Genomic DNA, 15,381 nt, shown 5'->3' on the forward strand with positions numbered 1-15,381 from the left:
GGTGACAAGGCGCAAAAAAGCCGGCGCACGCACCGGCTTTCAGTTTGGCAGGGAAAGCGCATTAGCCCGCAGCAGCCAGCAAGGACTGGCCCAGCCAGCCATTGCCTTCCACTCCGGGCAAGGCAAAGAAGTAGCCGCCACCAAAAGGCTTGATGTACTCCTCCAGCGGCTCGCCATTCAGGCGCTGCTGGGTGGCAATGAAACCGGTCTGCAAATTGGCCTGGAAGGAAACAAACACCAGCCCCATGTCCAGCTGGCCGGACCTGGTCAGCCCCAGCGAATAGCTGTAGCTGCGGCGCAGCAGTCTGGCATCGTGGCGGCCATGCAGGCGCGGTTCGGCACGGCGCATGTGGGAATCCAGCGGCACCTGCTGGCCATGCGGGTCGGCAGCAAACTGCGGGTCGTCAAACTCCTGTTTTTTGCCCAGCGGCGCACCGCTGTGCTTGTCGCGGCCAAAGATACCCTGCTGCTCGCCCAGGGGCGTGCGGTCCCACTGCTCCATGGTAAAGCGGATCAGCCGTACCACGGCATAACTGCCGCCTTTGGCCCAGGCGGGTTCCTGGTCCTTGTCTCCCACCCACACCAGCGCATCCATCTGTTGCTTGTCCGACGTCTCGGGATTCCCCGTGCCATCTTTAAAGCCGAACAGATTGATCGGCGTGCTGGCATGCCGTACCGCTGCGGCGGGCTGGAAGCCATCCATTTTCCAGCGCGCGGCCAGTTTGTCCGGGCAATGCTTGATGATGTCACGCACGGCGTGAATCACGGTTTCGCGGGAATTGGCACAGCATTGCAGCAGCAGGTCGCCGTCGCACCAGGCGGCATCCAGCGCGTCGTTGGGGAAGGCAGGCATAGCCGTCAGGTGTCTGGGGCGCAGTGCCTGCAGTCCGAAACGTCCATCAAACAAGGACGCCCCCAGCGCTACGGTGATGGTGAGCGCGTCCGGCGAAACCGTATCGCCCAGCAGGCCGGAATCCGGCGGCGGCAGTTTGGGTGCATCCACCGGGGCCGGGCCACCCTGGGTCAGGAAGGCAATGCGCCGGGTCAGCAATTGCAGGGTTTCCTGCAGGCCTTTGCGGTCGCGGGCCAGTACGTCAAAGGCGATGAAAATGGCTTCTTGCGGCGTCGGGGTTGTCACCCCGGCCTGATGCACACCGGCAAACGGCACGCGCTGCGCTGCAGGGTCCGGTGATGCCTGCAGCTTCAACCAGTCACCCGCCCCCACTGCCCCCGCCAGCACACCGCCGCCAAACAGGCCGGCACCACGCAGCAGATTGCGTCGCTGCCTGTCTGGCTGGCTGCCGGGTACGGACAGGGTATGGTTATTGTCTTGTTCTGTCATGAGTGAAATCAGTCCCGATGATGCTTGTTCGATGCTTACTCGACGATCAGTACGCCATGCGGATTGCTGAGCAGGCCGCAGGTCATTTCGTATTTGCCGGGTTCCAGTTTTGCCGTCAGCTTCTGGCTGAAGCCGGGCGCGATGTTTTCCCGCTCCTCCACCACATACACGCCTTTGAGGATTTCCCACTCCACGGCGCGCGCGCTGTTGTTCTTGATCAGGAACTGGGTTTTGCCGCGCTTGACGGTCAGTTGCATGGGTTCGCAGGCTTCGTCGTTAACGCCGACATTCACCACGGGAATGGCCGGAGCAGTGGCCACAGTAGCAGGGGCTGCGCCTTGCTTGCCGCAGGCCGCCAGCAATACCAGCAGCACACACGGTGCCAGGGTTTTGAACATGAGTATTTCCTGAATGCTTGCAATACTTGCTAGTGGCAGCCGGGTTACTGCTGGCTGCCCGGCATGGCTGATTGCCGCCGTGGGTCAGGTCACGGCGGCGGCAGTTGAATCAATCCAGACCCAGCACGCCACGCAGCTTGGACAGGTCTTCGGCCAGCGCCGTGATCGGGCCCTTCATCGCGGTGCGGTCGGCGTCGGTCACCTTGTCGTAGCTGACAAAGCCTTTCTTGTCCTCGCTACGGTATTTGTCCAGCAGTGCGTCTACTGTCTTGAAGTTTTCATCCACCTTGGCCAGCAGGTCCGGGCCGGCTTGTTGCAGCAGCGGGCGCAGCAGTTCGACAATTTTCTGTGCACCGTCCACATTGGCCTGGAAGTCCCACAGGTCGGTATGGCTGTAGCGGTCTTCTTCTCCGCTTACCTTGGTCTTCGCCACCTCTTCGATCAGGCCTGCTGCGCCACCCACCATCTTGGCCGGCGGAATGTCCAGCGTGGCCACGCGCTTGTTCAGCTCGGAGATGTCAGCCACCAGCTTGTCGGCATACTGCGCCTGGCCCTTGGTGGTGTGGTCACCAAACAGGGCTTTTTCCAGACGATGGAAGCCGGTGAACTTGGGGTCGGCCGCTTTTTGCTTGAAGTCGTCTTCACGGGCGTCGATGGCAGAGTCCATGTCGGAGAACAGCTCGGCAATCGGCTCGATGCGTTCGTAATGCTGGCGGGTGATGGCGTACAGGCCTTGCGCCTTTTTAAGGTCACCAGCCTTGATGGCGGCGGCAAAGGCCTTGGACTGGGTCAGCAGGCCTTCCAGCTCGCTGCTGACATATTTCTTGTATTCAGCAATGGGGGCTGCCAGTTGCGCGCTGTAGTCCACGGCAGGTGCAGATGCCGCTGCCGCCGAAGCCGCGGCCTCTGCTACAGGAGCGCTGCCTGCAGCATCGGCCGCCGGCGCATCCCCGGTTTTACCGCATGCCGCCAGCGTGGACAGCAGCAAGGCCAGAACGGACAGCTTGCACAGGGAAGTCTTTTTCATCAGTCAACTTTCTTCAGGATGGATAAACGGGGATTTCAACGGGAGGACAGCGAGGCGGACGACACGCCGGCCACCGGCTTGCCATCACGCAGGAACAGAAACAGTGCCGGCAGCAGGTAGAGCACCCAGGCCAGCAGCTCGCTGACCGTGGGGGTGTCGTCATAGCCGAACATGCCGGAGAGGATGACGCCCAGCGGTGTATCAACCGGCAGCACCCGGCTCAGGTCCATCACCACCGCTTGCAGCTGGTTCCACAGCCCGGCTTCGTGCAGGGCCTTGACAGCACCGGCCAGCAGACCGGCCGCCACCAGGATGATGAACAGGCCGGTCAGGCGGAAAAAACGGCGCAGATTGATGCGCACCCCGCCCTGGTAAATACCCCAGCCCATGGCCGTGGCCACCAGCAAGCCCAGCAAGGCGGCCAGCCAGGCCAGCGGATTGCTGCTTTGCTGCTGCACGGTAGCCAGCAGGAAAAACACCGACTCCAGCCCTTCCCGCGCCACGGCAAAAAAGGCCATGCCTACCAGCGCATAAGCCTGGCCGCGGCCACGGCTGAGTGCCGCATCAATGGAGTCCTGCAGCTGGCCCTTGATGGAGCGGGCGGCCTGCTTCATCCAGAACACCATGGAAGTGAGAATGCCTACCGCAATCAGTGCCACCACGGCTTCAAACAGCTCCTGCTGCTTTTGCGGGAATTCCTGCTCGGTCAATTCCAGCACCACGCCCACGCCCAGGCTGAGCAGGCAGGCCAGCACCACCCCCATCCATACCGCAGGCATGAAACGCTGCTGACCGGACTGACGCAGATAGCTGGCGATGATGCCGACAATCAGTGCGGCTTCCATGCCTTCGCGCAGCATGATGAGAAACGGGATAAGCATGATGATGTCTTTGCTGATTTATATGAATGCGAATCATGCTCATTATCAATTGAACTGTCAACGCCAATTCTTGTCGTCATCCCGCGCTGTAATACTGCTTAACAATTAGCCCGGACCGGGCAGCCATCAAAAAAGCCGGTCGGCATCAGACCGACCGGCAGGCAGCCAGGGGCTGCAGGCTCCGTTACAGCGTTAACTCAGTATTTCCATTTCTGTACTTCCAAATCAGTATTTCCATTTGACTGAGACACTGGCATTGACCGGCGCAGCATAGTAGGACTGGTCCCAGTACACGCTGGTCAGGTATTTGCGGTTCAACACGTTGTACAGGTTTGCCGCCACGGTCAGGTGCTTGTCCACGTCGTAGCTGGCCATCAGGTTCCATACCGAATACCCGCCCTGATAAGCGGCGGACGTGCTGCTGTAACGCGTTTCACTCTGGTAGTTCAGGCTGGCACCCAGTTTCAGCTGCTCCAGTTGCGGCACGCGCCAGGTGGTGGACAGCCGTAGCTGACGGCGCGGCACATACAGGCGCACATCCTCGCCGTTCTGGCCGGTAATCTGCTGTGCCACCACACCCAGGCTGGCCTGCCAGTTGTGGGCCAGCTCGCCGGACAAATCAAACTCCACCCCGCGCGACTTGGCCGAGATGCCACGGTAGTAAGCCTTGCTGCCGACATAACCGGCCTGTTCGGCAATATTGTCCTGCTCCACTTCAAACAGCGACAAGGCTGTATTCAGACGGCGTTGCAGGAATTCACCCTTGAGGCCGATTTCCTTGCCTGTGCCACGGGCGGCGGCCAGTGTGGCACCGCTGGCATCGGTCTGGGTTTGCGGATTGAAAATCTTCGACAGGCTACCGTAAGCGGAAATCTCCTTGCTCAGGTCCACCACCAGACCGACATAGGGCGAGGTGGCCGACTGCTCCAGCGCATGGGCCACGCCGTAGCTGGCACCGGTGGAGCTGGCCTGGGTGTAATTGGCGCCTAGCAGCAGTTTGACCGGGTCGGCCAGGTTCAGCCGTGTTGCCGCGTAAACGGTCTTGCGGGTGTCCACATAGCTGCTGCCATCCACACTGGCGTCAAAGCTGGGCGTGGCATAGCTGCCATTGAATGCACTGTTGCCAAACAGTTCGGTACCGATGCCTTCGCCGTAATGGCTGATGTCCGTCATGCGCGAGCGTGACAGGTTCACCCCGATATTGAAGTCATGCTGACGTCCGGCCAGCGTGTACTTGCCACCCAGATTACTGTCGAAATACACCTGCTTGTTACTGCTGTCATAAAGCGAGGGATAGGCATACAGCCCGCCGCCGGTGCTCTTGTTGGGCGTGCCGTACACATAGAACAACGCGCTGTCGGTATCTGCCTGGTTGTAGCCCAGCGTGCTCTTCCACTGCCAGCCGTTGTCCAGCGCATGCGCCAGCTCGGCAAACACACGTTGATCCGTGGTGTTCAGGTAGGACCAGTCGGCCGAGGTGCTGGTGCCTACCGGGTAATTGGTCGGTGTGCCGTCGCTGTACGCCATGGGCAGCGCGCCCCACATGGCGCCCTTGCCTTCCTGTTTCTGATAGCTGTAGCCCACGGTCAGCGTGGTCTTGTCGCTCAGCTTGTTGGCCAGCACACCGTAAAACACATCACGGGATGGCTGGTAGCGGTCCAGATAGGAATGGCCATCCTCATGCGCCGCCACTACCCGGCCGCTGACCGTACCTGCCTCGTTCAGCGGGCCGGACACATCCACGTCCAGCCGTTTGGTATCCCACGAACCAATGGTGAGGCCGGCCGAGGCCTGGAAGTCATCTGTCGGGCGCTTGCGGATGAAATTGACCGTGGCGGACGGATTACCGGTGGAGCTGGACAGGCCATTGGCACCGCGCACGATTTCCACCCGGTCGAACATGGCCATGTCGATGTCGCCATATTGCAGGCCATAGGTCATCGGTACGCCAATGCCGTCCATCTGGAAATTGGTGATGTCAAAACCGCGGGCGGTGTAATACGTCCGGTTGGTTTCCACCTTCTCCACCGTCACCCCGGTGGTATTGGCCAGTACGTCGTTGATGGTAGCCAGCCGGAAATCTTCCATCTGGGCATGCGTCACCACCGAACCCGCCTGCGGGGTTTCCCGCGGACTCATGTTGAGCCGGGTGGCCGAGGTGCTGTGCTTGATGGTGTAGGTTTCCTGCTGATCGGTGGGTAGCTGGGTGCTGACCGCCTCGGCCGATACCGAAACCGCGGGCAGAACGGCAAGCCCGCCCGCCTTGTCGCTGGATGTGGCCGCCGTTGTTCCATCATCGGCCAGAGCCTCGCCGGCCACACCGGCAGCAGCCAGCCACACAGCCAGGCACAAGGGACGCAGGGTAAAACCGGGAATTCGGGAATGACGGGCAGCAGCAGGCCGGTGAACTTGCATGGGGTAAATATCCAGAATGTTAAAAAACGGAAATGAGTACGCATCTTCAAATGCGAATGGTTCTCGTTTTTATTTTCTGCATGACATTTACCTGCTGTCAATCATCTTTACATCGGCAATTCACACCCTCTGCCGCGCTACAAGTGGATATCTCTGAATTTATTGCTATTGATTCGCATTTGCATATACACTGCGCAGCCATCACCCGGCCATGACCCACGGCAAGGCCGATGATCACCGCCCGTCACAGGCAGGCAAGCAATCCTCCCCCACCCCGATGGCAGCAGACATGAAACCGCATTTCCGACAGAACTTGGTCCTGATACACCGCTGGCTGGGCCTGACCATGGCCGGTTTCCTGCTGCTGGCAGGTTGTACCGGTGCCGTTCTGGCGTGGAACGAGGAACTGGATCACTGGCTGAACCCGGAGCTGTTCTACAGCAAGGCACCCACTGCAGCAGCCCGGCCGCTGGACCCCTTGCTGCTGCGCCAACACGTGGCGCAGGCATTTCCCGACGCGCAGGCCAATACGGTGCCGCTGGCACAGGAAGCAGGCAGAAGCGTGATTTTCTGGCTGTCCGGCCGGATACAAGCCGATGGCACGCTGAGCGAGCCTGCCAATGACCAGATATTTGTCGATCCTTACAGCGGGCGGATTCAGGGTGCACGGCACTGGGGCGACATCAGCCAGGGCAAGCAAAACCTGATTCCCTTCATTTACCGCCTGCATTACTCGCTGGCGCTGGGGGATTGGGCCGGCACGGTGTTTGGCATCATCGCCCTGTTGTGGACTTTCGATTGCTTTGCCGGGGCCTGGCTGACATTCCCGGCCCCCCAGCGCAAAAACGCGACTGCCCTGCCGACAAAAGCAGGTAAAAGCTGGCGGCAACGCTGGGCGGTGTCCTGGAAAATCCGCCGTGGCGGCGCCAGTTACAAGTTGATATTCGACTGGCACCGCGCAGCCTCGCTGTGGCTGTGGGCCATGTTGCTGGTGCTGGCCTGGAGCAGTGTGTCCTTCAATCTGCCTGCCGTGTACAAGCCGGTGATGCAGGCGCTGTTTGCCAGCCAGCCGGAACCCGGCCTGCAAGCTGCGGTGCGCCCGGGCGGGCAAGCGCCAAAACTGGGCTGGGATGCTGCCCGTACGCGGGGCCGCGCACTGATGGCAGCACTGGCAGCACACAAGGGTTTTGTCATTCTGGAAGAGGATGACCTGAGCTACGACGCGCGCAGCGGACTCTACAGCTTCAGCACGCGCAGCAGCCTGGATGTGAGTCGGCGCTGGGGCAGCACCCTGGTTTACTTTGACGGTAACAGCGGTGCCGAACGCGGGGCATGGCTACCGACGACAGAAGCCAGCGGCGACACCATCCGCAGCTGGCTGACCAGCCTGCACATGGCGGCAATCGGCGGCCTGCCTTACAAGCTGTTCATCATGCTGCTGGGGCTGGTAGTAGGTTCGCTCAGCGTGACTGGCGTGGCAATCTGGTGGAAGAAACGGCATGGCCGGCAAAGCCAGAACAGAGCACGGCAGCAGCAGCCATTGAAGCTGCAGGATGCGGAGCAGGGCTGAATGTGCAGCTCAGTCCACTGCCTGCCGTCGGGCCTTCTTGTTGCGGTACATCAGGGTATCGGCCTGCTCGATGGCGGCTTCCACCGTCCAGCGTTGCGGCGGCAGTGCCACCACACCGACGCTGGCACCGGCGTAATCAAGCTGATGCTCGCCCAGCTGGTAGTGCCCGGCAATCAGCTGCTCCAGCCTTTGCTGGGTGCGCAGGGCTGCATGTTGCGGGTCGCCCTGCTGCGGGCCGGGACCGATGAACAGGAATTCGTCGCCACCCAGCCTGCCGATGAGGTCGCTGCCACGCAAACCACCCTGCACGCGCCGGGCAATGGCCTGCAGGAATTCGTCGCCGCCCTGATGACCATAACGGTCGTTGATCTGCTTGAAACCATCCAGATCTATCACCCCCACCAGGGTGGACACACCACTGCGCTCGGCTTGGGCCAGCAGGCGTTCCAGCTCAGCCACCATGGCGCGGCGGTTGGGCAGTCCGGTCAGCAGATCGGTCAGCGCATGGGTAGCCAGTTGGTCGTTGGCAGCCTGCAGTTTTTCCATCAGCACTTCGCGCTCGATGAAATTGCCGACGATATTGGCAAACAGGCGGAACAGCGCTTCCACCTGCTCGGTAATCTGCACCGTCCGGGTGCTGGCAGCGCACAAGGTGCCCAGCAGCTGCCCGTCGGCATTGCTGACCGGCGCACTGACATAAGACTGGATATGCAAACTGGCGGCAGCGGTGGAATCGCCCCAGCGCTGCGGCACGCTACTGCAAGCCAGCAGGCCACTGTCGAGCGCACGCTTGCACAAGGTGTCCTCCCACTGCACGGTGAGTCCCTCGGCAATGTCCAGCTCGCCGCTATTACGCGCAAAGCGGATGCGCTGGCTGTGGCCGTCCAGGTCCACATCGGTGAGGTAGGTGGACTCCATATTGGTAATCATCGCCAGCATTTCCAGCATCGGGCGTACCAGCTGATCGATGGTCTGTGCCGTGTTCAGCGAGGAGGACAGCTGCGACAGGATTCGATCCATTCCCATTCCCATACCCGATTCAATTTCAATGACGAGGAAAACCGCATCCAGCACATGCACGATGTGGAATAAACATATTCTAGTAGAAACACTTAGTTTATTCATCTAAAAGCGTGCACGGCACCGATCAACCTTATTGCAACTGCGGCCTTACCGATATTCACCCAGCATCGGCAAGCAGCGTGCCCGCTGCACTGCGACAATATGCCGCAGTCGCGCATGCGGTGACCTTCTTACAATGGCCACCGGATATCACTACTGCACGGTGCAGCCAGTAGCCTGCACAAGCCAGCTGCAGCAGCGCCGGTGACGACAAAACAGACTACCGGTGCCAGCGTCAATGCGTTAGCATCCTGCCTCCGCGCCAGCGGTGCCATATACAACCGTTTTACTTACCCGATAACAGGAGTTGTCATGCAAGCTTCCATCCGCTCTACCTTGCTGGTGCTGGCCACCAGCCTGCTCACCACCACGGCAGCCTGGGCTCATGCGCATCTGAAAGCTGCCGAACCGGCCGCCGACAGCGTGGTCAGCAGCCCGGCCAGCCTGAACCTGAGCTTTTCCGAAGCACTGGAAGTGAAGTTCAGCGGTATCAAGCTGAGCAATGCCGACAAGCAGGATATCGCGCTGGGTGAACCCACGCTGGCCAATGGCGGCAAAACCCTGGTGGTCAAACCGGCCCAGCCGCTGCCTGCCGGCAACTACAAGCTGGAATGGCATGTGCTGTCGACCGATGGCCACAAAACCAATGGCGCTTACAGCTTCAGCGTTGGCAAGTAAGCATGGCTGAAGGCTTGCTGTGGCTGTGCCGCTGGCTGACTGATGGCGCAGCCATGTGGCTATGGGGCAGCAGCCTGTTTGTGCTGGCGCTGCTGCCTGCCGCATTGCGCCAGGACTTCTGGCAACAGCAAGCCATCTGGAATCGCCGTGCCTCCAGTGCCCTGCTGCTGGCCACGCTGTCGGCCCTGCCCTTGCACAGTGCAATACTGGGTGATGGCTGGTCCGACAGCTGGCAAGCGGCCAGCCTGCTGGCCGTGGTGCGTGACACCGGCATTGGCCATGCCTGGTGCTGGCAGCTGCTGGCAGCGCTGGCACTGTGGCTGGTAACTGCAAGCGCTGGCAGTCGCCACTCCCTGCTCGTCACCGCAGGGCTGAGCGCTGCTCTGCTGGCCAGCCTCACCCTGAGTGGACATGCCGCCATGCAGCAGGGCTGGCCGGGGCTGCTACACCAGGGCAATGACTGGCTGCACCTGCTGAGCTGTGCTGCCTGGCTAGGTGCGCTACCGCTGGTGCTGCAATTGTTGCGTCAGCCAGCACCTGCCCTGCTGCCTGCCCTGCCCGGCATCCTCAGGCGTTTTTCCGCCACCGGCCATGCCGTGGTGTTCTTGGTGTTTGCCACCGGTCTGATCAACTTGTACCTGATCAATGGCAGCCTGCTGCCGGACACGCTGTCTGGCTATGCCACGCTGCTGGGCCTGAAGCTGCTGCTGGTGGCCGGCATGACCGTGCTGGCGCTCTACAATCGCTACCATCTGGTGCCCCGCATGCCGCAAGGGCTGCCCTGCCTCAAGCGCGCCATCTGCCTGCAAATTGCCTTGTGCCTGCTGGCCCTGGCAATGCTGGCAGTACTGGGTACGCTGGACCCGCAACAGGCCAGCTGGTAAGGCTGCACCGCTTCCCTATCAAGCGGCAGCGCACCCTGGCGAATCAGGCAAGAGATCGCCAGCAATGGGCTACCGTCGACGGCCTCCCCTCTCTTAGGCTTTGCACACATTGCGGACCGGCTGTCACAAGCCGGCCCTGCCCTTGCGTCAACCTTCTGATTCGTGGAATGCCATGTCTTTGCCAGCCCCTCTTGCCGCCCGCTCCTGCCATGCAGCCGTGCTGTCCATGTCACTGTGCGTGGGCTTGCTGATTGCCGCCGAATTCTTGCCGGTCAGCCTGCTGACCCCGATTGCCGCAGACCTGCACACCAGTGATGGCATGGCCGGTCAGGCCATTTCCGTTTCCGGGCTGTTTGCCGTATTTGCCAGCCTGATGGTGGGAAAACTCACCGGCCAGCATGATCGCAAACCGGTGCTGCTCTGCTTCACCGCGCTGCTGTTGCTGTCGGTGCTGCTGACTGCCCTGGCAGACAGCTTTGCCGTGCTGATGCTGGCGCGAGCCCTGCTGGGACTGGTGATTGGCGGGTTCTGGTCGCTGGCCACCGCCACGGTGAGCCGACTGGTGCCCGCTGAACAACTGGCCGCGGCGCTGGGCACGCTGTATATGGGCAATGCGGTGGCAGGCGCTTTTGCTGCCCCTGCCGGCAGTTATCTGGGCGGCATCATCGGCTGGCGCGGCGTGTTCTGGACGCTGGTTCCGCTGGTACTGCTCAACCTGTACTGGCAGTGGCGCAGCCTGCCAGACCTGCCGGCACCGCCCGGTCAAACTGCCGCCAACCCGCTGACCCTGCTGTCCTTGCGCCATGTGCGCTACGCACTGGCCGCAGTGATGCTGACCTTTGGCGGCGCATTTTCCGCCTTTACCTATTTCCGCCCGTTTCTGGAGCAGCTGACCCGGGTCAGCCTGCCGCAGTTATCACTATTGCTGTGCGGTCTGGGGCTGGCCGGTTTTGTCGGCACCCGCAGCGCCAGTGCCATGGTGGAGCGTCATCTTTACCCGCTGCTGGGCCTGCTGCCATTGCTGCTGGCCTTGCTGACTGTGGGCTTGCTGCTGACCGGCAGCCTGTTGTGGCCGGTTGCCATGCTGCTGATGTTGTGGGGGCTGGTGAATGCTGCCATTCCGGTGTGCTGGTCTGCCTGGATGGCACAGGGTGTCGCCGGTGAGGCCGAGCGCACCGGCGGGCTGATGGTGGCCGCCATCCAGCTGGCAATCCTGTGTGGAGGCGCGATTGGCGGCGTCCTGCTCGACCAGTGGTCCATTCATGCCACATTTCTTGTCAGTGCCGGGCTGTTGCTGATGGCGACCTTGCTGGCAGGCGGCGGCAAGCGGCTGCGCCCACTGAGCGCATGACAGACAAAAACACAAGCCGTTGTATTCATTAACAATTCATCCAGACCAGCATCGCACCCGCCGGTCAAAACCTGGTCAAAACCCACACCACCCTGGCTCTGCCAGATCACATCAGGAAAGGAAGCATGATGAAACACGCCCTTGCACTATGTCTGTCCCTGCTCGTGCTCAGCCCGCTCAGCCGGGCCGATACCGCGGCCGATCAAACCAGCTCCGTCAGTCAGCAGAACGGGCAGTCTGCCAATCTGAACGATGCCTTTTGCACGGCCGGCACCCCCTGCGCCGTGGTGAAGCAGCGCAATGCCGGGCTGCACTGAAGCCTGGCAGCAGACGCAACAAGGCCCTCGGCATGCCGGGGGCCTTGTTGTATCAGACGATAATTCAGTCGGCGCGCTGGCTGCCAAGCGGAGCCAGCAGGTTTGCCGCAAAACGGCTGCGCATGGCGTCAAGGCTGGCCTCATCCAGCCCCATGGCACTGTAGAACGCCAGCGGCGCACGGTATTTCATGCCCACATACAATGCGGAGGCTTTCATCGGCGATAGTACTTCGTCCATGGTGGCTTCGATCAGCCCGGCATGGCTGTAAGTAAATTCAGTGGCACCGGCAGTGGTGACAACCTGCATCTCCTTGCCTTGCAACGCCTTGCCGTCCGGACCGAAGGCCCAACCATAGGTCCACACCTGGTTCAGGTAGGCCTTGAGCATGGGCGTGGTGTTGAACCAGTGGGTCGGGTATAGGTAGATGATGCGGTCTGCCGCTTCATGTGCCTGCTGTTCGGCCGCGATATCAAATGCATTGCTGTCAGTGCCATACAGCTGGTCCAGGTGACGCACGGTCACATTGTCCTGGGCTTCGGCCACCTGTTGCAGCGCCTTGATGGCGACGGATTGTTGCGGCGTGGGGTGAGAAACGATGACGAGGGTTTTCATGTGATGTCCTGTTGAATGAATGAAATGTCAGACGGGCAGCCCGGCCAGCAGGAAGGCCTGGCAGCTGGCGGAGGCATGGCGGTGGCCGATGATGCTTTGGTAGTCCGGCGAGTGGTACCAGGCCTGGGCGGCCTCGGTGCTGTCAAAGCGGACAATGAAAAACCTGCCCTGTACGGCCGGGCCTTCCACGCTGTCCACCTCGCCACCTCCTACCAGCAGGCTGCCGTGATGGGCGGTCACGGTTTCCAGCACTTTTTCCTGATACGGCAACATGCCTTGCGGGTCGTGAATGGCGGTGACATTGAAAACGAAATAAGCGGGTGTCTGCATGATGTGCTCCTGAACGGGTAGCCCTGTGCAATATGGGCCAGCGCCACCCGTGGTGTTGAATGAAGGTTGCAGGCTTGCCAAAACGCCAGCCATGCGGGACTGGCGGATGCGGATACCAGGCTTACAGGCTGGCTTCGAATACCTGACGGCTGAGCGCCAGGGTGACGTCCCCCTGCTCGCCCAGCGCCGTCATGCCGTGGACTTCCAGCTGCCGCACCAGGGCGTCGATGTCGCCAGGGCCGATGCCGTAATCACGCAAGCGGGTTTTCACGCCCAGGCTTTCAAAAAAGCTACGGGTACGGGCGATGGCCTGGCTGATGCGCTCTTCCTCGCTGCCTTCGTTGATGTGCCAGACACGGCTGGCGTACTGCAGCAACTTGGCATGCTTGCCGGCCCGGCGGGCTTGCAGCATGGAAGGCAGCAGTACCGCCAGTGTCTGGGCATGATCGAGGCCATGCAGGATGGTCAGCTCATGCCCCACCAGATGGGTGGCCCAGTCGTGTGGCACACCGGCACCGATCAGGCCGTTGAGCGCCTGGGTGGCGGTCCACATGAAATTGGCGCGCGAATCATAATCGGCCGGCTCCAGCACCACCTTCGGCCCCAGCTCGATCAGCGTTTGCAGCAGGCCTTCGGCATAGCGGTCCTGCACGCGGGCGTCTACCGGGTAGGTCAGGTATTGCTCCATCACATGAGTGAAGGCATCCACCACCCCGTTGGCCAACTGGCGGGCTGGCAAGGAATAGGTTTTTTCCGGATCCAGCACGGCAAACTGCGGAAACACCAGCGGGGAGGAAAAAAATGCCTTGGTCTTGCTGGCTTCATGGGTGACCACGGCGTTGTGGTTGGTTTCCGAACCGGTGGCTGCCAGCGTGAGCACCGCGCCCACCGGCAAGGCGCTTTTCACTACCTGCCCCAGGCTGGACAGAATGTCCCAGGCGTCGCCCTGATAAGGCGCGGCAGCGGCGACAAACTTGCTGCCATCAATCACCGAACCGCCACCCACGGCCAGCAGGAAATCAATGCCCTGCTCGCGCACCAGTGCGACGGCACGCATCAGGGTTTCGTAGCGCGGGTTGGGTTCGATGCCGCCGAATTCATGCACCACATGGCCGCGCAAGGCCTGGCGCACTTCGGCCAGCGTGCCATTGCGCTCGGCACTGCCACCGCCGTACAGCAGCAACACCCTGGCATCCGCCGGCAGCAAGCTGCCAAGTCGCTGGATGTTGCCTTTGCCGAACACCACACGGGCAGGATTGAAATACTCGAAATTCAACATGTTGCGCTCCTGTCTTGAAGCCAGTCACAACAGCGTGGCCAGCAGATGGAAGGCATTATGCAAGCCCGTACTCGCAACTATAAGTAGACTAACGGTTGAGTATTTATTAACCTTGATTCACTAGTGATTCACTGCAGGAGTGCAGCATGGACTTGTCGCAACGGGTGCCTTCGGTACTTTCCTTTGTCACTACCGTCGAAACCGGCAGCTTTGCCGCTGCGGCTCGCCAGCTGGGTATCAGCAATGCGGCAGTCAGCAAGAACGTGGCCGGGCTGGAACAGGCACTGGGCGTGCGCCTGCTGAACCGCACCACACGCACCCTGAGCCTGACCGAAGAAGGTGCCGCCTTCTTGCGTCAGGCCCGCATTGCGCTGGATGCGCTGGACGCGGCAGTGGATGCCATTGCCACCCAGCGGCTGGAAATCAGCGGCCCGGTGCGCATTTCCAGCAGTGCGGCATTTGGTCGCGACCATCTGCTACCCGCCCTGCCCGGCCTGCTGACACGCTACCCGCAACTGGCGGTGGAAGTGGATTTTGACGACCGGGTGGTGGATCTGGTGGGCGGCGGCTACGACCTGGCGATCCGCGGCGGCCATATTGCCGACTCTGCGTTGGTGGCGCGCCCAATCTGCCATCTGCGCATGGTATTGGTGGCCTCGCCCAACTATCTTGCACAGGCTGGCATACCACGCTCGCCTGCCGAGCTGACACAGCACCGGCTGATCACCCGGCGCTTTCTGGGCGGCAAGGTATCGCCGTGGAATTTTCGTGATGCCGATGGCCAGATCAGCACGCTGGATGTCTCGCGCAGCTGCCTCACCCTGTCCGCCCCGGAGGCACTGACTGACGCGGCACGCCAGCATGCCGGCATTACCCAGGTGGGCGTGCACCATGCCTGGCCTTATCTGGAGCGTGGCGAACTCAAGGTGCTATTGCTGGGCCAGCACGACCCCGGCGCTTACGAACTGGTACTGCAATACCCGCACCGTGCGCTGATGGCACCCCGGGTAAAGGCCTGCATCGACTACCTGCTGGCAGAGTTTGCTGCCACGCCTGCCTTGCATGTGCCATTGGCGGCACTGGCCGCCCATACTGCCTGAGTGCTTGCCTGATGTTGCTCAATCCTTGCCTGATCCTGCGTCAGCAGGAAAATCGGGCAGACAGCCAGCCGCCC

Annotated in this window: 15 protein-coding genes; 6 read left to right on the plus strand and 9 right to left on the minus strand. The window is 61.3% G+C overall.

The genetic code is table 11. The annotated features are described in order from the left end of the window. Positions 1 to 61: 61 nt before the first annotated feature. From efeB to JHD62_RS04185, 5 genes are all read right to left on the minus strand, one after another. Complete coding sequence (gene efeB / locus JHD62_RS04165) at positions 62 to 1,342, minus strand: iron uptake transporter deferrochelatase/peroxidase subunit (RefSeq protein WP_199101888.1); 1,281 nt, start codon at positions 1,340 to 1,342, stop codon at positions 62 to 64. A gap of 35 nt (positions 1,343 to 1,377) precedes the next feature. After that, on the minus strand, positions 1,378 to 1,740 hold the full coding sequence (locus JHD62_RS04170) for a cupredoxin domain-containing protein (protein ID WP_199101889.1): 363 nt from the start codon (positions 1,738 to 1,740) through the stop codon (positions 1,378 to 1,380). A 109-nt stretch (positions 1,741 to 1,849) separates the two neighbouring features. Further along, positions 1,850 to 2,767: an iron uptake system protein EfeO gene (efeO, locus tag JHD62_RS04175; RefSeq protein ID WP_199101890.1), complete on the minus strand. Its 918-nt coding sequence runs from the start codon at positions 2,765 to 2,767 to the stop codon at positions 1,850 to 1,852. A gap of 35 nt (positions 2,768 to 2,802) precedes the next feature. Next, complete coding sequence (gene efeU, locus JHD62_RS04180) at positions 2,803 to 3,648, minus strand: iron uptake transporter permease EfeU (protein WP_199101891.1); 846 nt, start codon at positions 3,646 to 3,648, stop codon at positions 2,803 to 2,805. 225 nt (positions 3,649 to 3,873) lie between these two features. Continuing rightward, positions 3,874 to 6,063 carry a TonB-dependent siderophore receptor gene (locus JHD62_RS04185; protein ID WP_199101892.1) on the minus strand — a complete coding sequence of 730 codons (2,190 nt, stop codon included), beginning with the start codon at positions 6,061 to 6,063 and terminating at the stop codon, positions 3,874 to 3,876. A 289-nt stretch (positions 6,064 to 6,352) separates the two neighbouring features. Here JHD62_RS04185 and JHD62_RS04190 point away from each other — a divergent pair, with 289 nt between their 5' ends. Next, complete coding sequence (locus tag JHD62_RS04190) at positions 6,353 to 7,633, plus strand: PepSY domain-containing protein (RefSeq protein ID WP_199101893.1); 1,281 nt, start codon at positions 6,353 to 6,355, stop codon at positions 7,631 to 7,633. Positions 7,634 to 7,642: 9 nt separating this feature from the next. Here the strand turns inward: JHD62_RS04190 and JHD62_RS04195 are convergent, their stop codons facing one another. Then, complete coding sequence (locus JHD62_RS04195) at positions 7,643 to 8,653, minus strand: sensor domain-containing diguanylate cyclase (protein WP_199101894.1); 1,011 nt, start codon at positions 8,651 to 8,653, stop codon at positions 7,643 to 7,645. Between the two features lie 414 nt (positions 8,654 to 9,067). On the opposite strand from JHD62_RS04195, the gene copC reads away from it, so the two are divergent. The 4 genes from copC to JHD62_RS04215 all read left to right on the plus strand — a co-directional run bounded on the left by copC (position 9,068) and on the right by JHD62_RS04215 (position 11,985). Next, complete coding sequence (copC, locus tag JHD62_RS04200) at positions 9,068 to 9,433, plus strand: copper homeostasis periplasmic binding protein CopC (protein ID WP_199101895.1); 366 nt, start codon at positions 9,068 to 9,070, stop codon at positions 9,431 to 9,433. A 2-nt stretch (positions 9,434 to 9,435) separates the two neighbouring features. Next, complete coding sequence (gene copD / locus JHD62_RS04205) at positions 9,436 to 10,317, plus strand: copper homeostasis membrane protein CopD (RefSeq protein ID WP_199101896.1); 882 nt, start codon at positions 9,436 to 9,438, stop codon at positions 10,315 to 10,317. Positions 10,318 to 10,489: 172 nt separating this feature from the next. Further along, positions 10,490 to 11,668, plus strand: a complete 1,179-nt coding sequence (locus JHD62_RS04210; RefSeq protein ID WP_199101897.1) for an MFS transporter — start codon at positions 10,490 to 10,492, stop codon at positions 11,666 to 11,668. Between the two features lie 125 nt (positions 11,669 to 11,793). Then, the gene (locus JHD62_RS04215) at positions 11,794 to 11,985 is read left to right on the plus strand and encodes a hypothetical protein (RefSeq protein ID WP_199101898.1); all 192 of its coding nucleotides are present in this window, start codon (positions 11,794 to 11,796) and stop codon (positions 11,983 to 11,985) included. Positions 11,986 to 12,049: 64 nt separating this feature from the next. On the opposite strand, the gene JHD62_RS04220 is transcribed toward JHD62_RS04215, so the two are convergent. From JHD62_RS04220 to JHD62_RS04230, 3 genes are all read right to left on the minus strand, one after another. Beyond that, positions 12,050 to 12,598, minus strand: coding sequence for an NAD(P)H-dependent oxidoreductase (locus JHD62_RS04220; protein ID WP_199101899.1), 549 nt, complete (start codon positions 12,596 to 12,598; stop codon positions 12,050 to 12,052). 27 nt (positions 12,599 to 12,625) lie between these two features. Continuing rightward, entirely contained in the window at positions 12,626 to 12,928 is a 303-nt protein-coding gene (locus tag JHD62_RS04225; RefSeq protein ID WP_131360403.1) for a DUF1330 domain-containing protein, read from the minus strand. A 121-nt stretch (positions 12,929 to 13,049) separates the two neighbouring features. Continuing rightward, entirely contained in the window at positions 13,050 to 14,207 is a 1,158-nt protein-coding gene (locus JHD62_RS04230; protein WP_199101900.1) for an iron-containing alcohol dehydrogenase, read from the minus strand. A 146-nt stretch (positions 14,208 to 14,353) separates the two neighbouring features. Between JHD62_RS04230 and JHD62_RS04235 the strand changes: the two genes are divergently transcribed. After that, the gene (locus tag JHD62_RS04235) at positions 14,354 to 15,307 is read left to right on the plus strand and encodes a LysR family transcriptional regulator (protein WP_199101901.1); all 954 of its coding nucleotides are present in this window, start codon (positions 14,354 to 14,356) and stop codon (positions 15,305 to 15,307) included. The last annotated feature ends 74 nt before the right edge of the window (positions 15,308 to 15,381 follow it).

This window comes from Aquitalea sp. ASV11, assembly GCF_016429185.1.
GTDB classification, from domain to species: domain Bacteria; phylum Pseudomonadota; class Gammaproteobacteria; order Burkholderiales; family Chromobacteriaceae; genus Aquitalea; species Aquitalea pelogenes.

What these genes read in the sequence shown, in the direction of transcription:
- JHD62_RS04185 (WP_199101892.1), bottom strand. Translation starts at nt 6,063, where the DNA reads ATGCAAGTTCACCGGCCTGCTGCTGCCCGTCATTCCCGAATTCCCGGT.
- JHD62_RS04215 (WP_199101898.1), top strand. Translation starts at nt 11,794, where the DNA reads ATGATGAAACACGCCCTTGCACTATGTCTGTCCCTGCTCGTGCTCAGC.
- JHD62_RS04190 (WP_199101893.1), top strand. Translation starts at nt 6,353, where the DNA reads ATGAAACCGCATTTCCGACAGAACTTGGTCCTGATACACCGCTGGCTG.
- JHD62_RS04220 (WP_199101899.1), bottom strand. Translation starts at nt 12,598, where the DNA reads ATGAAAACCCTCGTCATCGTTTCTCACCCCACGCCGCAACAATCCGTC.
- JHD62_RS04230 (WP_199101900.1), bottom strand. Translation starts at nt 14,207, where the DNA reads ATGTTGAATTTCGAGTATTTCAATCCTGCCCGTGTGGTGTTCGGCAAA.
- JHD62_RS04170 (WP_199101889.1), bottom strand. Translation starts at nt 1,740, where the DNA reads ATGTTCAAAACCCTGGCACCGTGTGTGCTGCTGGTATTGCTGGCGGCC.
- JHD62_RS04210 (WP_199101897.1), top strand. Translation starts at nt 10,490, where the DNA reads ATGTCTTTGCCAGCCCCTCTTGCCGCCCGCTCCTGCCATGCAGCCGTG.
- efeU (WP_199101891.1), bottom strand. Translation starts at nt 3,648, where the DNA reads ATGCTTATCCCGTTTCTCATCATGCTGCGCGAAGGCATGGAAGCCGCA.
- copD (WP_199101896.1), top strand. Translation starts at nt 9,436, where the DNA reads ATGGCTGAAGGCTTGCTGTGGCTGTGCCGCTGGCTGACTGATGGCGCA.
- JHD62_RS04225 (WP_131360403.1), bottom strand. Translation starts at nt 12,928, where the DNA reads ATGCAGACACCCGCTTATTTCGTTTTCAATGTCACCGCCATTCACGAC.
- efeO (WP_199101890.1), bottom strand. Translation starts at nt 2,767, where the DNA reads ATGAAAAAGACTTCCCTGTGCAAGCTGTCCGTTCTGGCCTTGCTGCTG.
- JHD62_RS04195 (WP_199101894.1), bottom strand. Translation starts at nt 8,653, where the DNA reads ATGGATCGAATCCTGTCGCAGCTGTCCTCCTCGCTGAACACGGCACAG.
- efeB (WP_199101888.1), bottom strand. Translation starts at nt 1,342, where the DNA reads ATGACAGAACAAGACAATAACCATACCCTGTCCGTACCCGGCAGCCAG.
- JHD62_RS04235 (WP_199101901.1), top strand. Translation starts at nt 14,354, where the DNA reads ATGGACTTGTCGCAACGGGTGCCTTCGGTACTTTCCTTTGTCACTACC.
- copC (WP_199101895.1), top strand. Translation starts at nt 9,068, where the DNA reads ATGCAAGCTTCCATCCGCTCTACCTTGCTGGTGCTGGCCACCAGCCTG.